Genomic DNA, 16617 nt, shown 5'->3' on the forward strand with positions numbered 1-16617 from the left:
CTCCCTGTCTTTTTAGTTTCCCCGTTTTTCATCGATCATATATAATAACGCATTGCAGATGGCAGCCGCCACATTGCTTCCGCCCTTTCTGCCTCTTGCGACAATATAGGGTACCTCTGTTTCCATGATCAGTTCTTTAGACTGAACCACGTTGACAAAGCCCACCGGCACGCCGATAACAAGTGCCGGAGAAAGCTTTCCCTCCTTCACCAGCTCATAAATCCGGATCAGGGCCGTCGGTGCATTTCCGATGGCAAAGATCAGAGGCTGATCCATGGCCGCTGCCTTATCAATGCTGGCGACCGCCCGTGTTGTACCGTTTTTCTTTGCTTCTGCCGCTACATCCTCATCGCTCATAAAGCAGTATACCTGACCGCCGTATTTTGCCAGGCTCCGTTTGTTGATCCCGGCACGGCCCATCTGGGTGTCCGTCACGATCGAAGCGCCGCTTCTGATGGCTTTCAAAGCCTTCGCAATCACATCGTCTGAAAAACATAGCGTATCGGCATACTCAAAATCTGCTGATGTATGTATGACCCGCTTGATAAGCGGTGCTTTTTCCTCATCAAGGATTCTGTCTCCAAGTTCCCTGGTGATGATCTCAAAGCTGCGCTTTTCAATCTCACCCGGAAGCACCTCTTCCAGTTCTACTTTCATGCTGTCCTCCTAAAATTCGATGCCTTTTCTTGCATGGATTCCCCGGTCAAAGGGATGCTTTACCTTCCGGATCTCCGACACATAGTCTGCCAGCTCGGTAAGCTCAGGAGCCGGATCCCGTCCGGTCATGACCACCTCCAGATTTTCAGGCCGGTTCTTTAAAAATTCCAGGAATTTTTCCCGGTCAACCAGCCCATGTCCGTATGTGGCAATGATCTCGTCCATGACAAGCACCGTGTCTTTTGTCTCTGCTGATCTCACAGCCGCCCGTTCTGCCTGTTCAAGCATTGCCTGATAAACAGACGCCGCCTCTTTTTTTTCCTCTTCGGTCATATTCCAGAAGAATCCAAAATTTCTTTCGCAGGGAATCAGCCGGATTCCCGGAATCCGTTCCAGTGAAGTCAGCTCTCCGGAGCAGTCTGTCTTCAAAAAACGTACAAATACCACCGAAAGTCCGCAGCCGGCGCTCCGGACGGCCTGCCCGATGGCTGCCGTTGTTTTTCCTTTTCCTTCCCCGCAGTAAATCTGAATCAATCCCTTCATCGATTGTTTCCTTCCTTTCCCTATGCTATATTTTATCAGCTTTTTCCGATTCTGTCAGTCTCTTTTCGGCCGTTTTTCTTCTCTAAACCCCCGCCTCCAGAATCCGGTAAACCGCATCCATATCCATATTCCTGCGGATTCCGTCCGCCAGAAGATCATACTGCTGTTCCTTATAGGCATTCATATCAAAGGCATGGACCGCATCGGCTGAAAGCCCCTTCTTTTCCAGCAGTCCGCCCACCAGAGCCTTGCAGACAGCCTCCTCATCGAAGATTCCGTGGATATAGGTTCCGCATACGTTTCCTGCTCTCGCCCCGTCAAACCGTCCGTCAGACAGGCGGGTAAGAGGCACTGCGCCGTCCTTTAATGTGGTGATTCCCATATGGATCTCATATCCGGTAAAGGAAATCCCCGAGATATCCGGCGTCGGAAGAAAGCTTCCGGTCATCTGGGTTCTTGTTTTCTGCTGTTCAAAAACCGTATCCATGGGAAGAAGCCCCATGCCGCGGATCTCCCCGCCGGCTTCCACATGATGCGGATCAGAAAGCGTGTCCCCCAGCATCTGATAGCCGCCGCAGATTCCCATGACCGGACATCCGCCGGACGCTGCCTTTAACACTGCTGCCTCCAGACCGGTCTGACGCATCCAGAGCAGGTCCTCCATGGTATTTTTTGTCCCCGGAAGCAGGATCAGATCCGGATTTCCAAGCGCTCCTGCCCGGTCCACATACCGCACCGTCACGCCATCCATGGCCTCCAGCGGCCTAAAATCTGTAAAGTTGGAGATCCGCGGTACACGGACCACCGCAATATCTGCAAGTCCGCCGGTCTCCTTCCGGTCAAACCGTTCCGTCAGACTGTCCTCATCGTCGATATCCACATGCATATACGGGATCACACCCACCGTCGGAATACCGATCCGTTCCTCCAGCATTTCGATTCCGGGATCCAGGATTGTCTTATCCCCGCGGAATTTATTGATGATGGTGCCCTTCACCATGGCGCGCTCCTCTTCACTGAGCAGTATGACCGTTCCCACAAGCTGGGCAAAGACACCGCCCCGGTCAATATCTCCCGCAAGAAGTACCGGTGCTTTTGCCAGCTTGGCCATGCCCATGTTGACAATATCATCGGCTTTCAGATTGATCTCCGCCGGGCTTCCCGCACCCTCCAGCACGATGATATCATACTGCTCCTCCAGCGCATGGTAGGCCTTCATGATGTCCGGGATCAATGCCCGTTTGTATTTAAAATAATCCCGCGCCGCCATGTTCCCGCGGACTTCACCGTTGACAATGACCTGGGAGCCGGTGTCATTGGTGGGTTTTAACAAGATCGGATTCATAAGCACCGAGGGCTCCACACCGGCCGCTTCCGCCTGCATGACCTGAGCCCGGCCCATTTCCAGTCCCTCAGAGGTAATGAAGGAATTCAGCGCCATGTTCTGGGATTTGAACGGAGCGACCCGATAGCCGTCCTGCTTCATGACACGTAAAAGCCCTCCCACCAGAAGACTTTTTCCCGCATTGGACATGGTTCCCTGTATCATTAACGCTTTTGCCATGAGGTATCCTCCATTTCTGATTTCAGTGCCTCCAGAAGCCGGGTGTTTTCTGCTTCCGTGCGGACTGCAATCCGATAATCACCGGGCTTTAAATGCCGGTAGTTGCTGCAGTCACGGATCAGGATCCCACGCTTTAAAAGCGCTTCCTTTAAATCCGTCCGGCAGCTGCGGAAAAACAGGTAATTGGCCTTTCCGGGAAACACCGCAAATCCGAAGCGTTTCAGTCCTTCCTCCAGACGCTTCCGTTCTTTTGTGACAACCCGGACCGTTTCTTCCAGGAACTTCGGATCAACCTCCTCCAGAGCAGCCACACCGGCTGCCTGCGCCGGAACCGACACGCTCCAGGGCTGTCGGACCTCTTCCATGCGCATCAGGAGCTCTCGGTCAGCCGTCATGCCATAACCGAGCCGAAGCCCCGGCATGGCATAGCTTTTCGTAAACGCCTTCAGGATCAGCAGCGAACCTCCCTCCAGCTCTCCTGTCATTTCATAAGCTTCTTTATCAGGCAGGAAATCCAGAAAGCATTCATCCAGGACGAGAAGCGTCTTGGATTCCCGGCATTTTTCCAGTACCCGCATCAAAAACTCCCGGCTGCATGTCAGTCCGGTCGGATTATTGGGATTACAGAGAAATGCCACATCAATTCCACCACCAAGCGCGTCCAGATAATCCTCTTTTATGGTCAGCTCCGGCCCCGTCTCATAATAACAAAGCTCGGAGTCCGTCGCACAGGCAGCTTCTTCATACTCTGCAAAGGATGGACTGATTAAAAGCACCCGGCACGGCCGCAGCGCCTGAAAAACAAGATAAATGATCTCTGCCGCCCCGCAGCCGCAGATGATCTGATCTGCCGAAACCTGTTCCCGACGGCTGATGGCTTCCTTTAACGCCGTACAGTCCGGATCAGGATAATAATCGGAACGGATCACTGCGTCCATAGCCGCGATCCGCACCGGACCTGGCATGCCGAGAGGGTTTAAATTTGCCGAAAAATCCAAAATATGGTCATATGGATAAATATTTCCGCCATGTGTATGCTTCAATGGATTACCTCATTTTTCTGATCGATCATTCTGCCGTCGGTTCCCGGCAGAATCCGATGGATTTCATTTCTGTTTTGTTCTTACAAAGAGCTCCTACAGGATCACCCAGTATAGGAGAAAAGACAGACCGGAAAACAGGATCAGCCCGATCACCGCCGTTCCGTACATGAGTCGGTTTGCCCGCCGGATATCCTCCGGTTCCACCGGACGGATCGGATCCCCGATGGTCTTCTTTTTATGAAGCACACCAAAATACCAGGCATCGCCCGCAAGCTGAACATCCAGCGCACCGGCACAGACTGCCTCTGTCTGAGCCGAATTGGGGCTGGCATGATTATACCGGTCCCGCTTAAAGATCCTCCAGGCGTTTTTTCCGTCAAATCCGAGAATCGCACTTGCCAGGATCATGAAAAGTCCGGACAGTCTTGCCGGAATATAATTAAAAACATCATCCAGGTGGGCCGCCGTTCGACCGAAATACAGATATCTGTCATTTTTATAGGCAATCATGGAATCCATGGTATTGACTGCCTTATAAAAAAAGCCCAGCACCGGTCCTCCAAGCGCCAGATAAAGCATGGGCGCGATCACACCGTCAGAAGTATTTTCCGCCACGGTCTCCACTGCCGCCCTGGAAACGCCTTCCATGGTCAGGTTCTCTGTATCCCGTCCCACGATCCAGGAGACCGCCTTTCTGGATTCCTCCAGATTTCCTTCCTGTAACTTCCGATAGACCCGCATGCTTTCGGTTTTCAACGACCGGGCCGCAAGGATCTGATAACACATAAAGCATTCCACTGCAAACCGCAGATACGGGTGGACAAGCCCCGCCAGCCATAAAACTCCCCATGGCACAGCCGCAGAGGCCAGAAGCACCAGAAGCACCAGAACTGTCCCGCCTGCCCGTTCACCGCCCGGCGTTTTCGGAAACAGCCGCCGGAGCTGTTTTTCCAGAAAGGAAATCCATTTTCCGATCAGTACGACCGGATGGGGAAGCCAGTGGGGATCCCCGAACAGGGCGTCAAGGACAAAGCCGATGCCCGATGCAAATACTATCGTTTTCATCTTACGGAATGCTCCTGATGTTCGTTAATTTCTTCTCTCCTGCCTGCCACGCTGCCTCATCAAGGTGCACCAGAAAGCCGCAGCCGTTCCTGGCCTGCCAGTCATAAAAGCTTCCCGCCGGATCCCCGTAGGAGGACAGAAGCGCCATGATGCTTCCGCCATGCACTACAAACGCTGCCCGGCCGGTTTTCTCGGAATAAAGCTCCTTAACCGCCGCTTCAAAGGCTTCTTTCGTTCTCTCTGTAAAGGCTTCCCGCGCTTCTCCGTCCGGCGGTGCCGCTTCTGCTGCCGCATCGATCCAGGCCTGATAATCGGCCCGGCCGTTCAGTTCCTGATAATTTTTTCCCTCAAAGGCTCCGAAATCCGTTTCCCGAAGCCCGGTCCGCACCCGTTTTTCTGCATCCGGAAACAACAGAACTGCGGTCTGTCTGGTACGGATGAGATCACTGGTATAAACAATCTCCGCCTCCGGCAGTCCTGCCTGCCAGCGGGTATTCAGCTCTTCGATTCCGGCAGAACATAAGGGCTCATCAGTGGTTCCGATATAACGTCCCTCTCCGTTTCCTGCCGTTTTTCCGTGACGGATCAGATATATTTCCATCGCATCTCCTCTTATGATCCAAACGTCTTATCCCTTGATCTTTACCGGAATTCCGGCCATAACCCGGTAAACCGTATCTGCTTTCTTTGCGATCCCACAGAGGATCCGGCCAGTGATTTCCCGGTACTGCCGTTCAAAAGCCTCCATGGGCACCACGCCGCAGCCCACCTCATCGGCAGTCAGCACAGACTCCCCGTCAATCTGTCCCCAGAGCGCTGTCTCCGCCTCATCTCTTGATTTTCCCTCTGCCAGATCGGCCCGGATCCTTTCATGTACATTCAAAAGCAGATGTTCTTCCGCCGCCAGGGTCTTCGCAAAATCGGCCTTTCCCTGATAAGCGCCGCCGATGATCAAAATCATAATAGCTGTTCTCCTATTCTATCATAGAATGTCTGCGGTGTATAGATTGAGTTATTCGCCCCTCGGTTAAAGCATTCCTGCCAACGCCACCGCCAGCGCCATACACAGTTCACAGATCTGTAAAAACCACCCGGCCAGATCCCCGGTGATCCCGCCAAATTCTTTATAGGAGCGGTAGCGGTAATAAACGAACACCAGCAGTCCTGCGAGGACGGCAAACAGTCCTGCTTTCCAGTTTAAGACGATCATGCCGGCCGCGGAAAAAATCAGGTATAAGACCAGAAGCACTCTGGTCACGATGCGCTCCGCACTGCTGGAAAAGGTTGCAAGAAGCCCGTCCTTTCGGGCATTTTTAAAGGTGACAACCGAAAGCCCGGAAAGGCTTCTGGAAAATACAAAGGACAGGGCCATGACCGGAAGGAGTGTCTCTGGTATGGCGCTCCAGATCCCAAGATCAGCAACCAGATAGATTCCGCAGAAGATAATGGCAAAGGCTCCGGTATGGGAATCCTTTAAAATCTCCAGCTTTTTCTCTCTGGTCTGGTAGGAGGATAACGCATCGGTAGTATCAAGAAAGCCGTCCATATGGATCCCGCCGGTGATCAGAAGCGGGATCAGCGTAAAGCCTGCCGACCGGAATAAATCCGGTGCCTCCAGGGTTTTACAGAGAAGGCCGAATCCCCACAGGAAAAGCCCGATCACCGCACCGATCAGCGGAAAAAACACCATCACATATTTCATTTTTTCCCTGCTCCAGTCCGCCCGCGGCATGGGGATCTTGGAATACATGGCAAAGGCCAGCAAAAACGAGTTGATCATTGTGTACCTCCCTGTGCGTTAAACGCCTTATAGATCACCGGGATTCCGTAAACCACTTCCACAAAGCCGTCGGAAAGACCGGCAAGGCCGCGGTTGATATCCCCCAGGATCTTCTGATAATTTCTGGTCTCCCGTTCATATAACGTCCCGTCGGAGCTGATCTCATTGGTCACAATGACCAGATTGTCCAGCTGTTTATACAGATGCCGGACCCCCGCGAGGATCTCCGGTACCGTATCTGCACCTGCACCGTTTTCCATAAAGCATTCATTTGCCGCCAGGTTGGACATACACTCCAGAAGAGCCGAACGGCAGCCCTCCGGAAGCATCAGCTGCTTCAGTCCCGTATAGCATTCCACCGTGGTAAAGCCCTTGTTCTTCCGCATTTCCCGATGGCGGTCAATACGCTTAAAGCTTTCTTTATCGTAGGGATACATGGTAGCAATATAGGCCCGCCCGCCATGGCGCTTCCCATCCAGGGAAAGCAGGAGATTTTCACTGTATTCCGACTTCCCGCTTCCGCTGCCGCCGGTCACCGTAACCAACATAATCCTGTTCCTCCATTACAAGGGTTTGTACTGTTCCACCTGAATATCCTCAAAGGTTGCCATTTTTTCATAAACGGTAAAGCCCATGTCCAGTACCGGCAGCGATGCCACTGCTCCGGTCCCTTCCCCGAGACACATCTCGCAGCAGAGCATGGGAGAAAGTCCCAGCGTATCCAGTACCAGCTTTCCGGCCGGTTCCTTTGACACATGGCTGGCAATCATGAAATCAACTGCCGCCGGAAGAATTTCTTTCGCCAGAAGGGCCGCTGTACTGGAGATGAATCCGTCAATGAGCACGGGAATCCGATAAACCGCACCGCCTAAAAAGACACCCGTCAGTCCGGCAATGTCATAGCCGCCCACATGGCGAAGGATTTCCAGCGGATCGGTCATTTCTTTTGCATATCGGTCAAGGGCCTCCTCAATGACACGGATCTTGGTCTTTAAGCCTTCATTGGAAAGCCCCGCACCTTTTCCGGTCATCTTCTCCACAGGCTCCTTTAAAAGCGCCGCCGCAACGGCACTGGAGGTTGTCGTATTTCCGATCCCCATCTCGCCGGTGGCAAGGATCTCATATCCCTGGCGTTTTAAATTTCCGGCCAGCTCCATACCAACCAGGATCGCCCGGAGCGTCTCCTCCTTTGTCATGGCAGGCTCCCTGGCAAAATTTCTGGTGGCTCGGCGGATCTTTCTGGAAAGCAGTGTACGGTAAGGCACCGGTTCCTCCTCTTCGGGAACACCGGTCAGAATCTCTCCCTCCGTTACCATGCCGATATCTACCGGAAACACCTTCACGCCGGCCACATCAGACATGACCGCTACCGACGATGCGTCCGCTGCCATATTCTGTGCAACCGCCGCCGTTACCTCCCAGCCGGTCTGGGTAACGCCCTCCGCTACCACGCCGTTGTCTGCACACATAGCGATCAGCGCCCGTTTTTTTATCGATGGTCTTGCCGTCTCCTGAATTCCGGCAATTTTTACCAGATTTTTTTCCAGAAGCCCCAGACTGCGTAAGGGCTTTCCGATGTTGTCCCAACGCTTCCAGGCAAGATCCATGGTTTCCTGATTTAACGGCCGGACTGTGGACAGGCGGCTGTGAAGCCGTTCCTCCAGTACCGCAGGCTCTTTGTTCTCCGCTTCGTTTTCCATGTGTGTTTCCCGTGTCATATCTGCCTCCATAAGACCATGTTCTTCTTGTATATCTATATCGTTATCGTACTCTTTCTGCCATCCTTCCGGTCCCGCCGCCTGCTTCCCGCTGTCTGCGGTAGTTCAGACAGGCGGAAAGATAGTGCTCTGCCGCCGACGGATTTCCGTAATAATATATATGTGGGAAACCCGCCAGAAGCGTTCCGCGGTTTACCATACAGTGCCAGCTTCTTGTACCCGCAGGCTTTTTCGCCAGAAACGCCGTTCCGTTTTCCGTGCAGTCCCAGTAATGGAACTCATGGGCCGGAAGCTTCGTTCCCGCCGGCCCGAGCAGACTGTCTTCCCCGGCAGTTAATGTCACATAACCGAAGCGGGACAGCTTCGGTGTCCGAAAGCCCTCTGCCTTCAACACACCGGCCATGGGCCAGTGCGTTCCGTGTTCGTCCTCCAGCGTTTCCTGAAGATACAGAAACCCTCCGCACTCGGCCAGTGTGGGAAGCCCGGCTTCAATCGCCTGCTTCACCGACCGGCGCATGGCCTGGTTCTCCGACAACTCTCCTGCATAAATCTCCGGATAACCGCCTCCAAGAAGCAGACCGTCCACTTCCGGAATTTCCCGATCACGCAGAGGACTGAAGGACACCAGCTCTGCTCCCAGATCGGTAAGAAGCCTCAGATTATCGGCATAATAAAAATCAAAGGCTTCATCTCTTGCCACCGCGATTTTCACCGGATAGGTCTTTCCGGAAAGCTCCGGAGCCCGTCCATAAAGCGCAGGTGCCGTTTTTGCCAGCTCATACAGTCCGTCAAGATCCAGCGTTTCCTCCAGAACGGCTGCCAGCTTGTCCAGCCGTTCCCTTAGATCCGCGATCTCCTCCGGGCGCTTTAACCCAAGATGACGGCTTTCCAGCACACAGTCCGTGAGACGGGGCACATAGCCGTACACCGTTACCGAAAGCTCCTCTTCGATGATCTCCTTTAACCGGGGATAGATCATGGGAGACACCTGATTCAGGATCACACCGCGTATCTGCTTCTTTGGCTCATAGTCCAGAAATCCCCTGATCAGCGGCACCATGGAAAGACTCATGCCCTTTCCGTTTACGATAAGCACCGACGGGGTATCCGTCCATGCCGCCACCTGGCTGGTGCTGGCATCCATGCTTATGCCTCCAAGCCCGTCAAAATATCCCATGACGCCCTCGATCACCGAAAGCTCCGAACCCTCCGCACCGCGTTCAAGCAGATACCGGAGAGTTTCCCGATCCGTAAAAAAGCTGTCCAGGTTCCTGGATTCCAGGCCCAGCACACTGCGATGGAACATGGGATCGATATAATCCGGCCCGCATTTAAACGAGGTAAGGGCCATGCCCCGCTTCTGAAACGCCGCCAGGATCCCGCAGGTTAACAGGGTCTTTCCGCTTCCGCTTCCGGCCGCACCCAGAAGGAATCTCGGTGTCCCGCTCATTGGATCTCCTCACTTCCGGTAAAGCTGATGATATAGACCGGATTCATGCCCATCATCATCTCATAGGATCCCAGCTGCTTCCCGCGCGCCGCCATAACCTGCGAAACCGAAAGGTCTGTGACGGGAAGCTCCCTCACCAGTGTCATGGTCTCCGCCACGGTTTCCAGAGCAATGGCATTGACGACCACCCTTGCCGCCGGATTTTTATGAAATACCAGTTCCAGGATCTCCCGCATATTTCCGGCCGATCCGCCGATGAACACATGAGTCGGTGCCGGGAGCTCCTCCATAGCCTCCGGTGCCAGCCCGGCAATGACCTCCAGATTGGACACCCCGAATTTCCGTTTATTTTTTTCAATCAGCGCCACTGCCTCCGGCTTCCGCTCGATGGCATAAACCATCCCCTCTGCCGCCTGTCTGGCCGCTTCCACCGAAACAGATCCTGTTCCGGCTCCCACATCATAAACGATCGAATCCCGTTTCAGCTCCAGCCTGGATAAGGATACGGCCCGCACCTCAAACTTGGTCATGGGAACCTGATCCCGCAAAAACTCCTCATCGGGAATTCCGTGGGTTACGATTTCCTGCCCGCCGTCCGGATTTTCCAATAACAGCACAGCCAGAGGTGCAAAGGTTTTGTCTTTCAGCTCCTCTGCCGTTCCGGATGTAATCCGCTCGTCCTCATAGGAAAGATTTTCGCCCACCGTGAGACGGATCTTCTCCAGCCCATACTCCTGTAATTCCCGGCAAAGCTCTGCCACACTTCCGGCGCCGCCGAGGAGCGTCAGCACTTTTTTCTGCTCCCGTACGGCACGGATCAGATTTTCCCGCCGGCCGTGAATGCTCATGAGCCTTGCATCGTCCCAGGAAATGCAAAGGCGGTCTGCCAGATAAATGAGCGATGAAATACCGGGAAGACAATGGATGGTCCAGTTCTGTTTTTTCAAAAGGGGAACCAGTGTCTTGGCCCCACTGTAAAAGCCAAGATCACCGGAAAATGCCACGGCGATCCTCCGGTACTGTGGATGCTTTATGATCCAGTCCAGGATCTCCTGATTCTTATAGGAAGCAAAGGATGGCTTTCCATAAGAATCCAGAGCCTCCACCATGCGCCCTGCTCCGACCACGGCATCACACTCCCGAAACGCCTGATCTGCCTCGCCGGTCATCAGTGCCTTTGATCCGGTTCCGATGGAAACAAGCTCGATGATCCGTGGAAGCTCTTTTCCGGCTTCCTTAAGAAGCTCCGAAAGCACCGCCTCAAAGGACTCTCCCTGCACCTCCTCCGGCCGTCCCACCACAAGAACTCTGGCTCCCGCCTGCTTTGCCGCCCGGATCTTCTCTCCGTAGCCGCCCGCCTTTCCGGAGGCCTTTGTTACCAGCCAGGAAATCCCGAACTGCTTCATGGTCGCCGTATTCATCTCTTCGGAAAAAGGTCCCTGCATACAGATCAGGTTCCGTCCGACAAAGCCAAGGCTCGTTCCGATCCGGACCGATTCCTCCGTGGAAAGAACACGGGCAAAGACACGCTCCTTATAATCCGGAAGCGCCGTATACGCGGAAAGCTCCTTGCTTCCGGTGGATGCAAGAATTTTCCCCGTTGTATGCTCCAGATATGAAACGGCTTCCTTTACGGAATCCACAAACACCGTATCCTCCGAAAGCTCCACCTGCTCCTGTTCCCGCAAAAGCCGCCGGTAAGAAAGACCGGCCAGCTCCGCCGCCTTCCGGATATTGGCTGAAACCTCCACCGCATAGGGGTGGGTCGCATCGATGACCGTATGGAAAGCCTGCTCCTTCATAAGCACCTCCATCTCCGCCTCCGAAAGCCTTCCGGCATGATGTCTGGCAAACTGTCCCTCAGGCAGAAGTGTCTCTCCGTATTCCGTTGCCACGCAGACAAGGGACGGGATCTCCGCCTCCGAAAGACACTCTGCCAGACGGCGTCCCTCCGTTGTTCCCGCAAAAATCAGAACCTGTTCCATGGTTATCCCTCTTCTTTATTCTTTTTCGCCAGGTACCCGGTAGCCTCTCGGCGTTACCATTTTTCCGTCCAGATTCTTCGTCTGGGAGTTGCCGATCCAGACGGTGGTAAACATATCCACCTGAGTATCCCGAAGCTCTCCCAGGGTCAGGACATGGCCTTCCTCACCGTCCCGTCCGATATTTTTCACATACCCGCAGACAGTCTCCGGACTCTGATGCTTCAGAACCAGGTCGCAGGCTCGCTGTAAATAGTCGTGACGCTTTTTACTGGACGGATTATACAGGCAGATGATCAGATCTGCCTCCGCTGCATTGGACACCCGCTTTTCGATCTTCTCCCAGGGAGTCAAAAGATCACTTAAACTGATGACTGCAAAATCATGGATCAGAGGTGCTCCGAGCACCGCCGCGCCGCTGATGGCCGCCGTCAGTCCGCCGATCAGCTTCAGCTCCACCTCCGGATAACGTGTGCCGATCTCATACATCAGTCCGGTCATGCCGTAAACACCAGCATCTCCGCTGCAGATCATGGCAACCGTCTGTCCCTTCATGGCCTCCTCAAAGGCCAGCTCACACCGCTTTACCTCCTGGCGCATGGGCGTGGTCAAAAAGACCTTTCCGGGGAAATGCTCCTTCACCAGATCTACATAGACCGTATAGCCGACGATCACATCACATTCCCGCAGGGCCTCTGCTGCCTCAATGGTCATTTTTTCATAGGCGCCCGGCCCGATTCCAATTACATAGATTTTATTCAATGGTTTTCTCCTTTTTCCAGTATATGGTCCGGCTGGCAGCTGCCGCCGCCAGAGTCATCCCCCCGCCGGCCGTTTTCGGGAGGATCAAAGCAGCGTTTTCTCCCGCCTCCCGGACTGCCGCCCGCTCACAGACACAGCCAACCCCGACGGTCTTTTTCACAAACTCCGATTCCGAAAAGGATCCGGGAACCGCGTTCAGTTCCTCTTTTGTATAACAATGATAAGACAGTCCATACGCCTTCACAAACCGGCAGATGGCCTCCTCGTTTTTCTTCAGATCAATACTTGCGGCCGAACGCAGTGCCTCCGGAAAGATTCCCTCCTTCGTTAAGATCTCCTCTGCCTGCGCCTGAAACTGCTCCGGATCCGCTCCCTTTTTGCAGCCAAGCCCCAGTGTGAGATCCCGGGGAATCAAATATAAAATCCGCTGGTTTTGAACGCTCCGACCCAATTGTTTCCAGCTTATGGCCGCCTTGATTCCAGGTCTCCGTAAAAACTCATCCGGATCGGAAATCAGCTCCAGCTCCGGCGGGATCGCTCCCACCACCGGAAGCATACTGTAAACCGGCAGTCTCCGGCCTGCAAGCAATGCTGCCGAATATTCCTTTGCCAGCCGCCGGTCACCGATCACCAGCTCGTTTTCCCTGGCAAATACATCCACAGCAAACAGTCCGTTGACATCCGTTGCCGTTGAAATTACAGGAACCGCACCGAGAGCCTCCGCAGTTCGAAGCGTCAGCTCATTGGCTCCGCCCACATGACCGGAAAGCAGGGAGACCACAAACTGTCCGCCCTCATCCACCGCCAGCACGGCCGGATCGGTAAATTTATCCCTTACCCAGGGAGCAATGGCCCGGACTGCGATTCCGCAGGCCCCCACAACGATCAGCGCATCGTAGCTTTGAAATACCTTTCCGGTAAATTCCTGAAGGGACTCGGAAACCGGTGTCAGGCTTCCGTCACCGTTTTTCCGTTTTTCAAATCCGTGTACCTCGCTCCGGTATTCCGCTTCCGATCCGGTTCTTCCGGCTTGTTCTTCCGGTTCCTCCGGACGCCGGATCCTCTCCGGCTTTGCAAGCTCCTCACAGAGCCGTTTGTTTACTCCGGCACCCCGGCCGGTAAAGCTCAGCACTGCGATCCGCATGTTATTCTGTCGCCTTTCGGAACTCTGTCGTAAAGGCAGGATTGTAAAGCTCTGACCGGTTGTAGGTGCAGTCCAGCACATGACCCACAACGATCAGCGCAGTTTTTGTGATCTTGTTTTTCTTCGCGGTCTCTGCCAGCGTGGACACGGTACAGGGAAAGGTCTTCTCATCGGGCCAGGTTGCCTTATAAACAATGGCCGCCGGAGTATCCGCCGGATAACCGCCCGCCTGAAGCCGCTCCTCCAGAGCTGCCAGCATTCCGGTGCTTAAAAAGATCACCATGGTCGCCTGATGAGATGCCAGCTTTGCGATTTCTTCCTTTTCCGGAACCGGAGTCCGTCCGGCCATTCTGGTGATGATTACCGTCTGGGACACATCAGGAAGCGTGTACTCTGCCTTTAAAGCTGACGCCGCACCGCAGAAGGAACTTACGCCGGGACAGTATTCATAGGAAATCCCCAGCCTGTCCAGCTCGTCCATCTGTTCCCGTATCGCACCGTAAAGACAGGGATCTCCCGTATGAAGACGGACCGTATGCTTCCCCTCCGCTTCTGCCTTTTTCATGACCTCCAGGACCTCCTCCAGTGTCATATAGGCACTGTTGTATACCTCACAGCCCTCTTTTTTGTAATTCAGAAGCTCCGGATTTACCAGTGAACCGGCATAGATGATCACATCCGCCTCCTCTAAAAGCCTCTTTCCGCGGACTGTGATCAGATCCGCCGCACCGGAACCGGCTCCAACAAAATCAATCATGCTGCTCCTCCTTTACGATCAGCAGGGAATAGTAGCCTGCTGTTTCATCAATCTCTTCTGCGCTTCGAAATACCCGTTCGGTTTCCATGCCGCAGTTTTCCACCATGTATGCCTCAAAGCCGCCCTCCACCAGAGCTTTCTTTACCTGCCCCAGCTTCTTTCCGGCCTTCATGAAAATCTTGGTTCCGGGTAAGGACAGCGTCTCCTCCACCCCATAGGTTGCCGGAATTACATGAAGCTGATCACTGGTTTCGGTAAGACCGATTCCCAGTCTGGCTGCCGCCGCACAGAATGACGGGATCCCGCTCACAAGCTGAGCCTCATAGCCGGCCGCTGTCACACGCTTATGAACATACAGATAGGTGGAATATACCGTCACATCACCCAGGGTCAAAAACACCACGGTTTTTCCCTGATCCAGAACAGCCATAAGCTTCTCCGCTCCGTCATCATGATTCTTTTTCAAAACTGCCGGGTCCTTGGTCATGGGCATGGGGATCGGAAGGATTTCCTTTTCCTCCAGCTCCGGCACGGCCCCTGCAGCGATCTCATAAGCAACACAGCCATCTTTTTTCTCCGCCGGAATGGCGATCACATCTGCCTCCCGGCAAAGACGCACCGCCTTTAAGGTCATCAGCTCCGGATCACCCGGCCCGACGCCGATCCCGTATAATATTCCTTTTTTCATAGATCCATAAAGCTCCTTCTCTGTCAGCATTTCCAGCGTTCTTCTTCTGATACGCTTTTATTTCAACTGCTTTTGTCTTCTCTTAAAACAGCAGCTCCGTCAGACGGTTTTCCCGGTCCCGTCCCGGAATTTTTCCAGCATGGCACGGGCTCCCGGAGTTTCCCCCAGCAGTCCGTATCGGTTGGAAAACATCATGGCTTCCGTCTCGATAGCTCCGAGACAGCGATGGTTCAGATAAAAAGCGATCTTCTCCATGACGATTCTCATGGATGCCTCCAGATATCCATGATCCGCCAGGATTTTTAACCCCTCATCGGTAGTCGCTGCTTCCAGAATTTCCTTTAAAACCGGAACCGGGGCACCCGCCCGGAGCGCCGCCGTACATAACAGCTCCATGCGGCTGTCCGCATTACGGGAATGTGTGTTCATGATCCCTCCGGAAAGCTTAATAAATTTCCCGATATGGCCGATCAGAAGAATCCCCTTTGCTCCTCCGTTCACCGCAAAGTCAATGGTCTCACCGATAAAATTGCTGCATTTCATGGTCCTGCTTGTATCCAAGGCAAATTCTTTTTGGGAAAATACGGTTCCATAATTCCCCGGAATCACCACCACATATCCGTTTCCCTGAGATAATCGGACACCCATCTCCACTTCAATGGATTTAATCAGGGCTGCTTCGCTCATAGGCTCCACAATTCCGGTTGTGCCGAGAATGGAGATCCCGCCCTGGATGCCCAGTCTCGGATTAAAGGTCTTTTTGGCGATCTCCTCTCCCTGCGGAACGGAAATCACAACCCTCAGACCGCCGCGGTAATCATACGCTTCACAGATCTCTTCCACCGCGTTCCGGATCATGGCACGGGGCACCCGATTGATGGCCGCTGCTCCCACCGGCTGCTCCAGACCGGGGAGCGTGATCCGCCCCACTCCGGTTCCGCCGTCGATCAAAATCTCAGAGCCGTTGTCCTGTTCCACCCTGGCATACACCAGAATCCCGTTTGTGGCATCCGGATCATCGCCGCCATCCTTTCGAATCGCACAGCCTGCCCAGGTTTCTCCCCTCCGGCAGTCCTCCGGCGTCAGCGTCAAAAGGATTCCCTTCGGTGTCAGAAGCTCCACCTGCTCCGGGTTTTCTCCCCCCAGAAGAAGCTCCGCAGCCGCCTTTGCCGCAGCCGCCGCACAGGAGCCGGTCGTATAGCCGCACCGCAGCCGTTTATTCTGTTTTACCACATACCGCTCCAGCATAATCCCATTCCTTCTTTTCCGGTCTCTATACAGTGGAAAAGGCCACAGGAAGCTGTGGCCCTTCTATATTTCGTAGGATTTTCCTAACACAACATTTTATCAGCTTGTCTCTATTTTGTCAATGTAATAGGGTTCCTTTCGCGACTCCACCCTGGCCAGCCAACCGGCACATATATGAGTTGCCTCTGTCTGGCCGGGGAAGTGGGGCTGCGAGGC

General features: G+C 53.9%; 17 protein-coding genes. All 17 read right to left on the reverse strand.

Translation table 11 applies throughout. The annotated features are described in order from the left end of the window. Positions 1-12: 12 nt before the first annotated feature. A complete protein-coding gene (locus ACTQ3K_RS00990; RefSeq protein ID WP_441564846.1) occupies positions 13-657 on the reverse strand; it encodes a precorrin-8X methylmutase in 645 nt (214 codons plus the stop codon). A gap of 9 nt (positions 658-666) precedes the next feature. Continuing rightward, positions 667-1200, reverse strand: a complete 534-nt coding sequence (locus tag ACTQ3K_RS00995; RefSeq protein ID WP_441564848.1) for a cob(I)yrinic acid a,c-diamide adenosyltransferase — start codon at positions 1198-1200, stop codon at positions 667-669. 82 nt (positions 1201-1282) lie between these two features. Further along, on the reverse strand, positions 1283-2764 hold the full coding sequence (locus ACTQ3K_RS01000; protein ID WP_441564850.1) for a cobyric acid synthase: 1482 nt from the start codon (positions 2762-2764) through the stop codon (positions 1283-1285). After that, positions 2749-3807: a threonine-phosphate decarboxylase CobD gene (cobD, locus tag ACTQ3K_RS01005; protein ID WP_441564852.1), complete on the reverse strand. Its 1059-nt coding sequence runs from the start codon at positions 3805-3807 to the stop codon at positions 2749-2751. Before cobD ends, ACTQ3K_RS01000 begins: the two co-directional genes overlap by 16 nt. 93 nt (positions 3808-3900) lie before the next feature. Beyond that, entirely contained in the window at positions 3901-4872 is a 972-nt protein-coding gene (gene cbiB, locus ACTQ3K_RS01010) for an adenosylcobinamide-phosphate synthase CbiB (protein WP_441564854.1), read from the reverse strand. Position 4873: 1 nt separating this feature from the next. Continuing rightward, a complete protein-coding gene (locus tag ACTQ3K_RS01015; protein ID WP_441564856.1) occupies positions 4874-5473 on the reverse strand; it encodes a histidine phosphatase family protein in 600 nt (199 codons plus the stop codon). Positions 5474-5500: 27 nt separating this feature from the next. Further along, entirely contained in the window at positions 5501-5833 is a 333-nt protein-coding gene (locus ACTQ3K_RS01020; protein WP_441564858.1) for a bifunctional adenosylcobinamide kinase/adenosylcobinamide-phosphate guanylyltransferase, read from the reverse strand. A gap of 66 nt (positions 5834-5899) precedes the next feature. Continuing rightward, positions 5900-6652, reverse strand: coding sequence for an adenosylcobinamide-GDP ribazoletransferase (locus tag ACTQ3K_RS01025; RefSeq protein WP_441564860.1), 753 nt, complete (start codon positions 6650-6652; stop codon positions 5900-5902). Beyond that, positions 6649-7200: a bifunctional adenosylcobinamide kinase/adenosylcobinamide-phosphate guanylyltransferase gene (locus ACTQ3K_RS01030; protein WP_441564862.1), complete on the reverse strand. Its 552-nt coding sequence runs from the start codon at positions 7198-7200 to the stop codon at positions 6649-6651. The genes ACTQ3K_RS01025 and ACTQ3K_RS01030 overlap by 4 nt, the downstream gene beginning before the upstream one ends. A 15-nt stretch (positions 7201-7215) precedes the next feature. Next, entirely contained in the window at positions 7216-8370 is a 1155-nt protein-coding gene (cobT, locus tag ACTQ3K_RS01035) for a nicotinate-nucleotide--dimethylbenzimidazole phosphoribosyltransferase (protein WP_441564864.1), read from the reverse strand. Positions 8371-8413: 43 nt separating this feature from the next. Next, positions 8414-9820, reverse strand: coding sequence for a cobyrinate a,c-diamide synthase (locus tag ACTQ3K_RS01040; protein WP_441564866.1), 1407 nt, complete (start codon positions 9818-9820; stop codon positions 8414-8416). Further along, a complete protein-coding gene (gene cobK, locus ACTQ3K_RS01045; protein WP_441564868.1) occupies positions 9817-11805 on the reverse strand; it encodes a precorrin-6A reductase in 1989 nt (662 codons plus the stop codon). The genes ACTQ3K_RS01040 and cobK overlap by 4 nt, the downstream gene beginning before the upstream one ends. A gap of 15 nt (positions 11806-11820) precedes the next feature. Continuing rightward, positions 11821-12564 (reverse strand): precorrin-3B C(17)-methyltransferase, encoded by a 744-nt coding sequence (cobJ, locus tag ACTQ3K_RS01050; RefSeq protein WP_441564870.1) that lies wholly within the window; start codon positions 12562-12564, stop codon positions 11821-11823. Continuing rightward, a complete protein-coding gene (locus tag ACTQ3K_RS01055; protein ID WP_441564872.1) occupies positions 12557-13708 on the reverse strand; it encodes a cobalt-precorrin 5A hydrolase in 1152 nt (383 codons plus the stop codon). Before ACTQ3K_RS01055 ends, cobJ begins: the two co-directional genes overlap by 8 nt. A 1-nt stretch (position 13709) precedes the next feature. After that, complete coding sequence (cobM, locus tag ACTQ3K_RS01060) at positions 13710-14465, reverse strand: precorrin-4 C(11)-methyltransferase (RefSeq protein WP_441564874.1); 756 nt, start codon at positions 14463-14465, stop codon at positions 13710-13712. Then, a complete protein-coding gene (gene cobI, locus ACTQ3K_RS01065; protein WP_441564876.1) occupies positions 14458-15153 on the reverse strand; it encodes a precorrin-2 C(20)-methyltransferase in 696 nt (231 codons plus the stop codon). The genes cobM and cobI overlap by 8 nt, the downstream gene beginning before the upstream one ends. A 99-nt stretch (positions 15154-15252) precedes the next feature. Further along, on the reverse strand, positions 15253-16401 hold the full coding sequence (gene cbiD, locus ACTQ3K_RS01070) for a cobalt-precorrin-5B (C(1))-methyltransferase CbiD (protein ID WP_441564878.1): 1149 nt from the start codon (positions 16399-16401) through the stop codon (positions 15253-15255). Between the last annotated feature and the right edge of the window lie 216 nt (positions 16402-16617).

The sequence above is a fragment of the Candidatus Paralachnospira sp. LCP21S3_A2 genome, from assembly GCF_052118925.1.
Classification (GTDB): Bacteria; Bacillota; Clostridia; order Lachnospirales; family Lachnospiraceae; genus Lientehia.

Bases quoted from the DNA above. Each gene is read 5' to 3' on its own strand.
- ACTQ3K_RS01020 (WP_441564858.1), bottom strand. From the start codon at position 5,833: ATGATTTTGATCATCGGCGGCGCTTATCAGGGAAAGGCCGATTTTGCG.
- cobK (WP_441564868.1), bottom strand. From the start codon at position 11,805: ATGGAACAGGTTCTGATTTTTGCGGGAACAACGGAGGGACGCCGTCTG.
- ACTQ3K_RS00995 (WP_441564848.1), bottom strand. From the start codon at position 1,200: ATGAAGGGATTGATTCAGATTTACTGCGGGGAAGGAAAAGGAAAAACA.
- ACTQ3K_RS01000 (WP_441564850.1), bottom strand. From the start codon at position 2,764: ATGGCAAAAGCGTTAATGATACAGGGAACCATGTCCAATGCGGGAAAA.
- cobI (WP_441564876.1), bottom strand. From the start codon at position 15,153: ATGAAAAAAGGAATATTATACGGGATCGGCGTCGGGCCGGGTGATCCG.
- ACTQ3K_RS01040 (WP_441564866.1), bottom strand. From the start codon at position 9,820: ATGAGCGGGACACCGAGATTCCTTCTGGGTGCGGCCGGAAGCGGAAGC.
- ACTQ3K_RS01015 (WP_441564856.1), bottom strand. From the start codon at position 5,473: ATGGAAATATATCTGATCCGTCACGGAAAAACGGCAGGAAACGGAGAG.
- cobM (WP_441564874.1), bottom strand. From the start codon at position 14,465: ATGATTGATTTTGTTGGAGCCGGTTCCGGTGCGGCGGATCTGATCACA.
- cobT (WP_441564864.1), bottom strand. From the start codon at position 8,370: ATGACACGGGAAACACACATGGAAAACGAAGCGGAGAACAAAGAGCCT.
- ACTQ3K_RS00990 (WP_441564846.1), bottom strand. From the start codon at position 657: ATGAAAGTAGAACTGGAAGAGGTGCTTCCGGGTGAGATTGAAAAGCGC.
- ACTQ3K_RS01025 (WP_441564860.1), bottom strand. From the start codon at position 6,652: ATGATCAACTCGTTTTTGCTGGCCTTTGCCATGTATTCCAAGATCCCC.
- ACTQ3K_RS01030 (WP_441564862.1), bottom strand. From the start codon at position 7,200: ATGTTGGTTACGGTGACCGGCGGCAGCGGAAGCGGGAAGTCGGAATAC.
- cbiD (WP_441564878.1), bottom strand. From the start codon at position 16,401: ATGCTGGAGCGGTATGTGGTAAAACAGAATAAACGGCTGCGGTGCGGC.
- ACTQ3K_RS01055 (WP_441564872.1), bottom strand. From the start codon at position 13,708: ATGCGGATCGCAGTGCTGAGCTTTACCGGCCGGGGTGCCGGAGTAAAC.
- cbiB (WP_441564854.1), bottom strand. From the start codon at position 4,872: ATGAAAACGATAGTATTTGCATCGGGCATCGGCTTTGTCCTTGACGCC.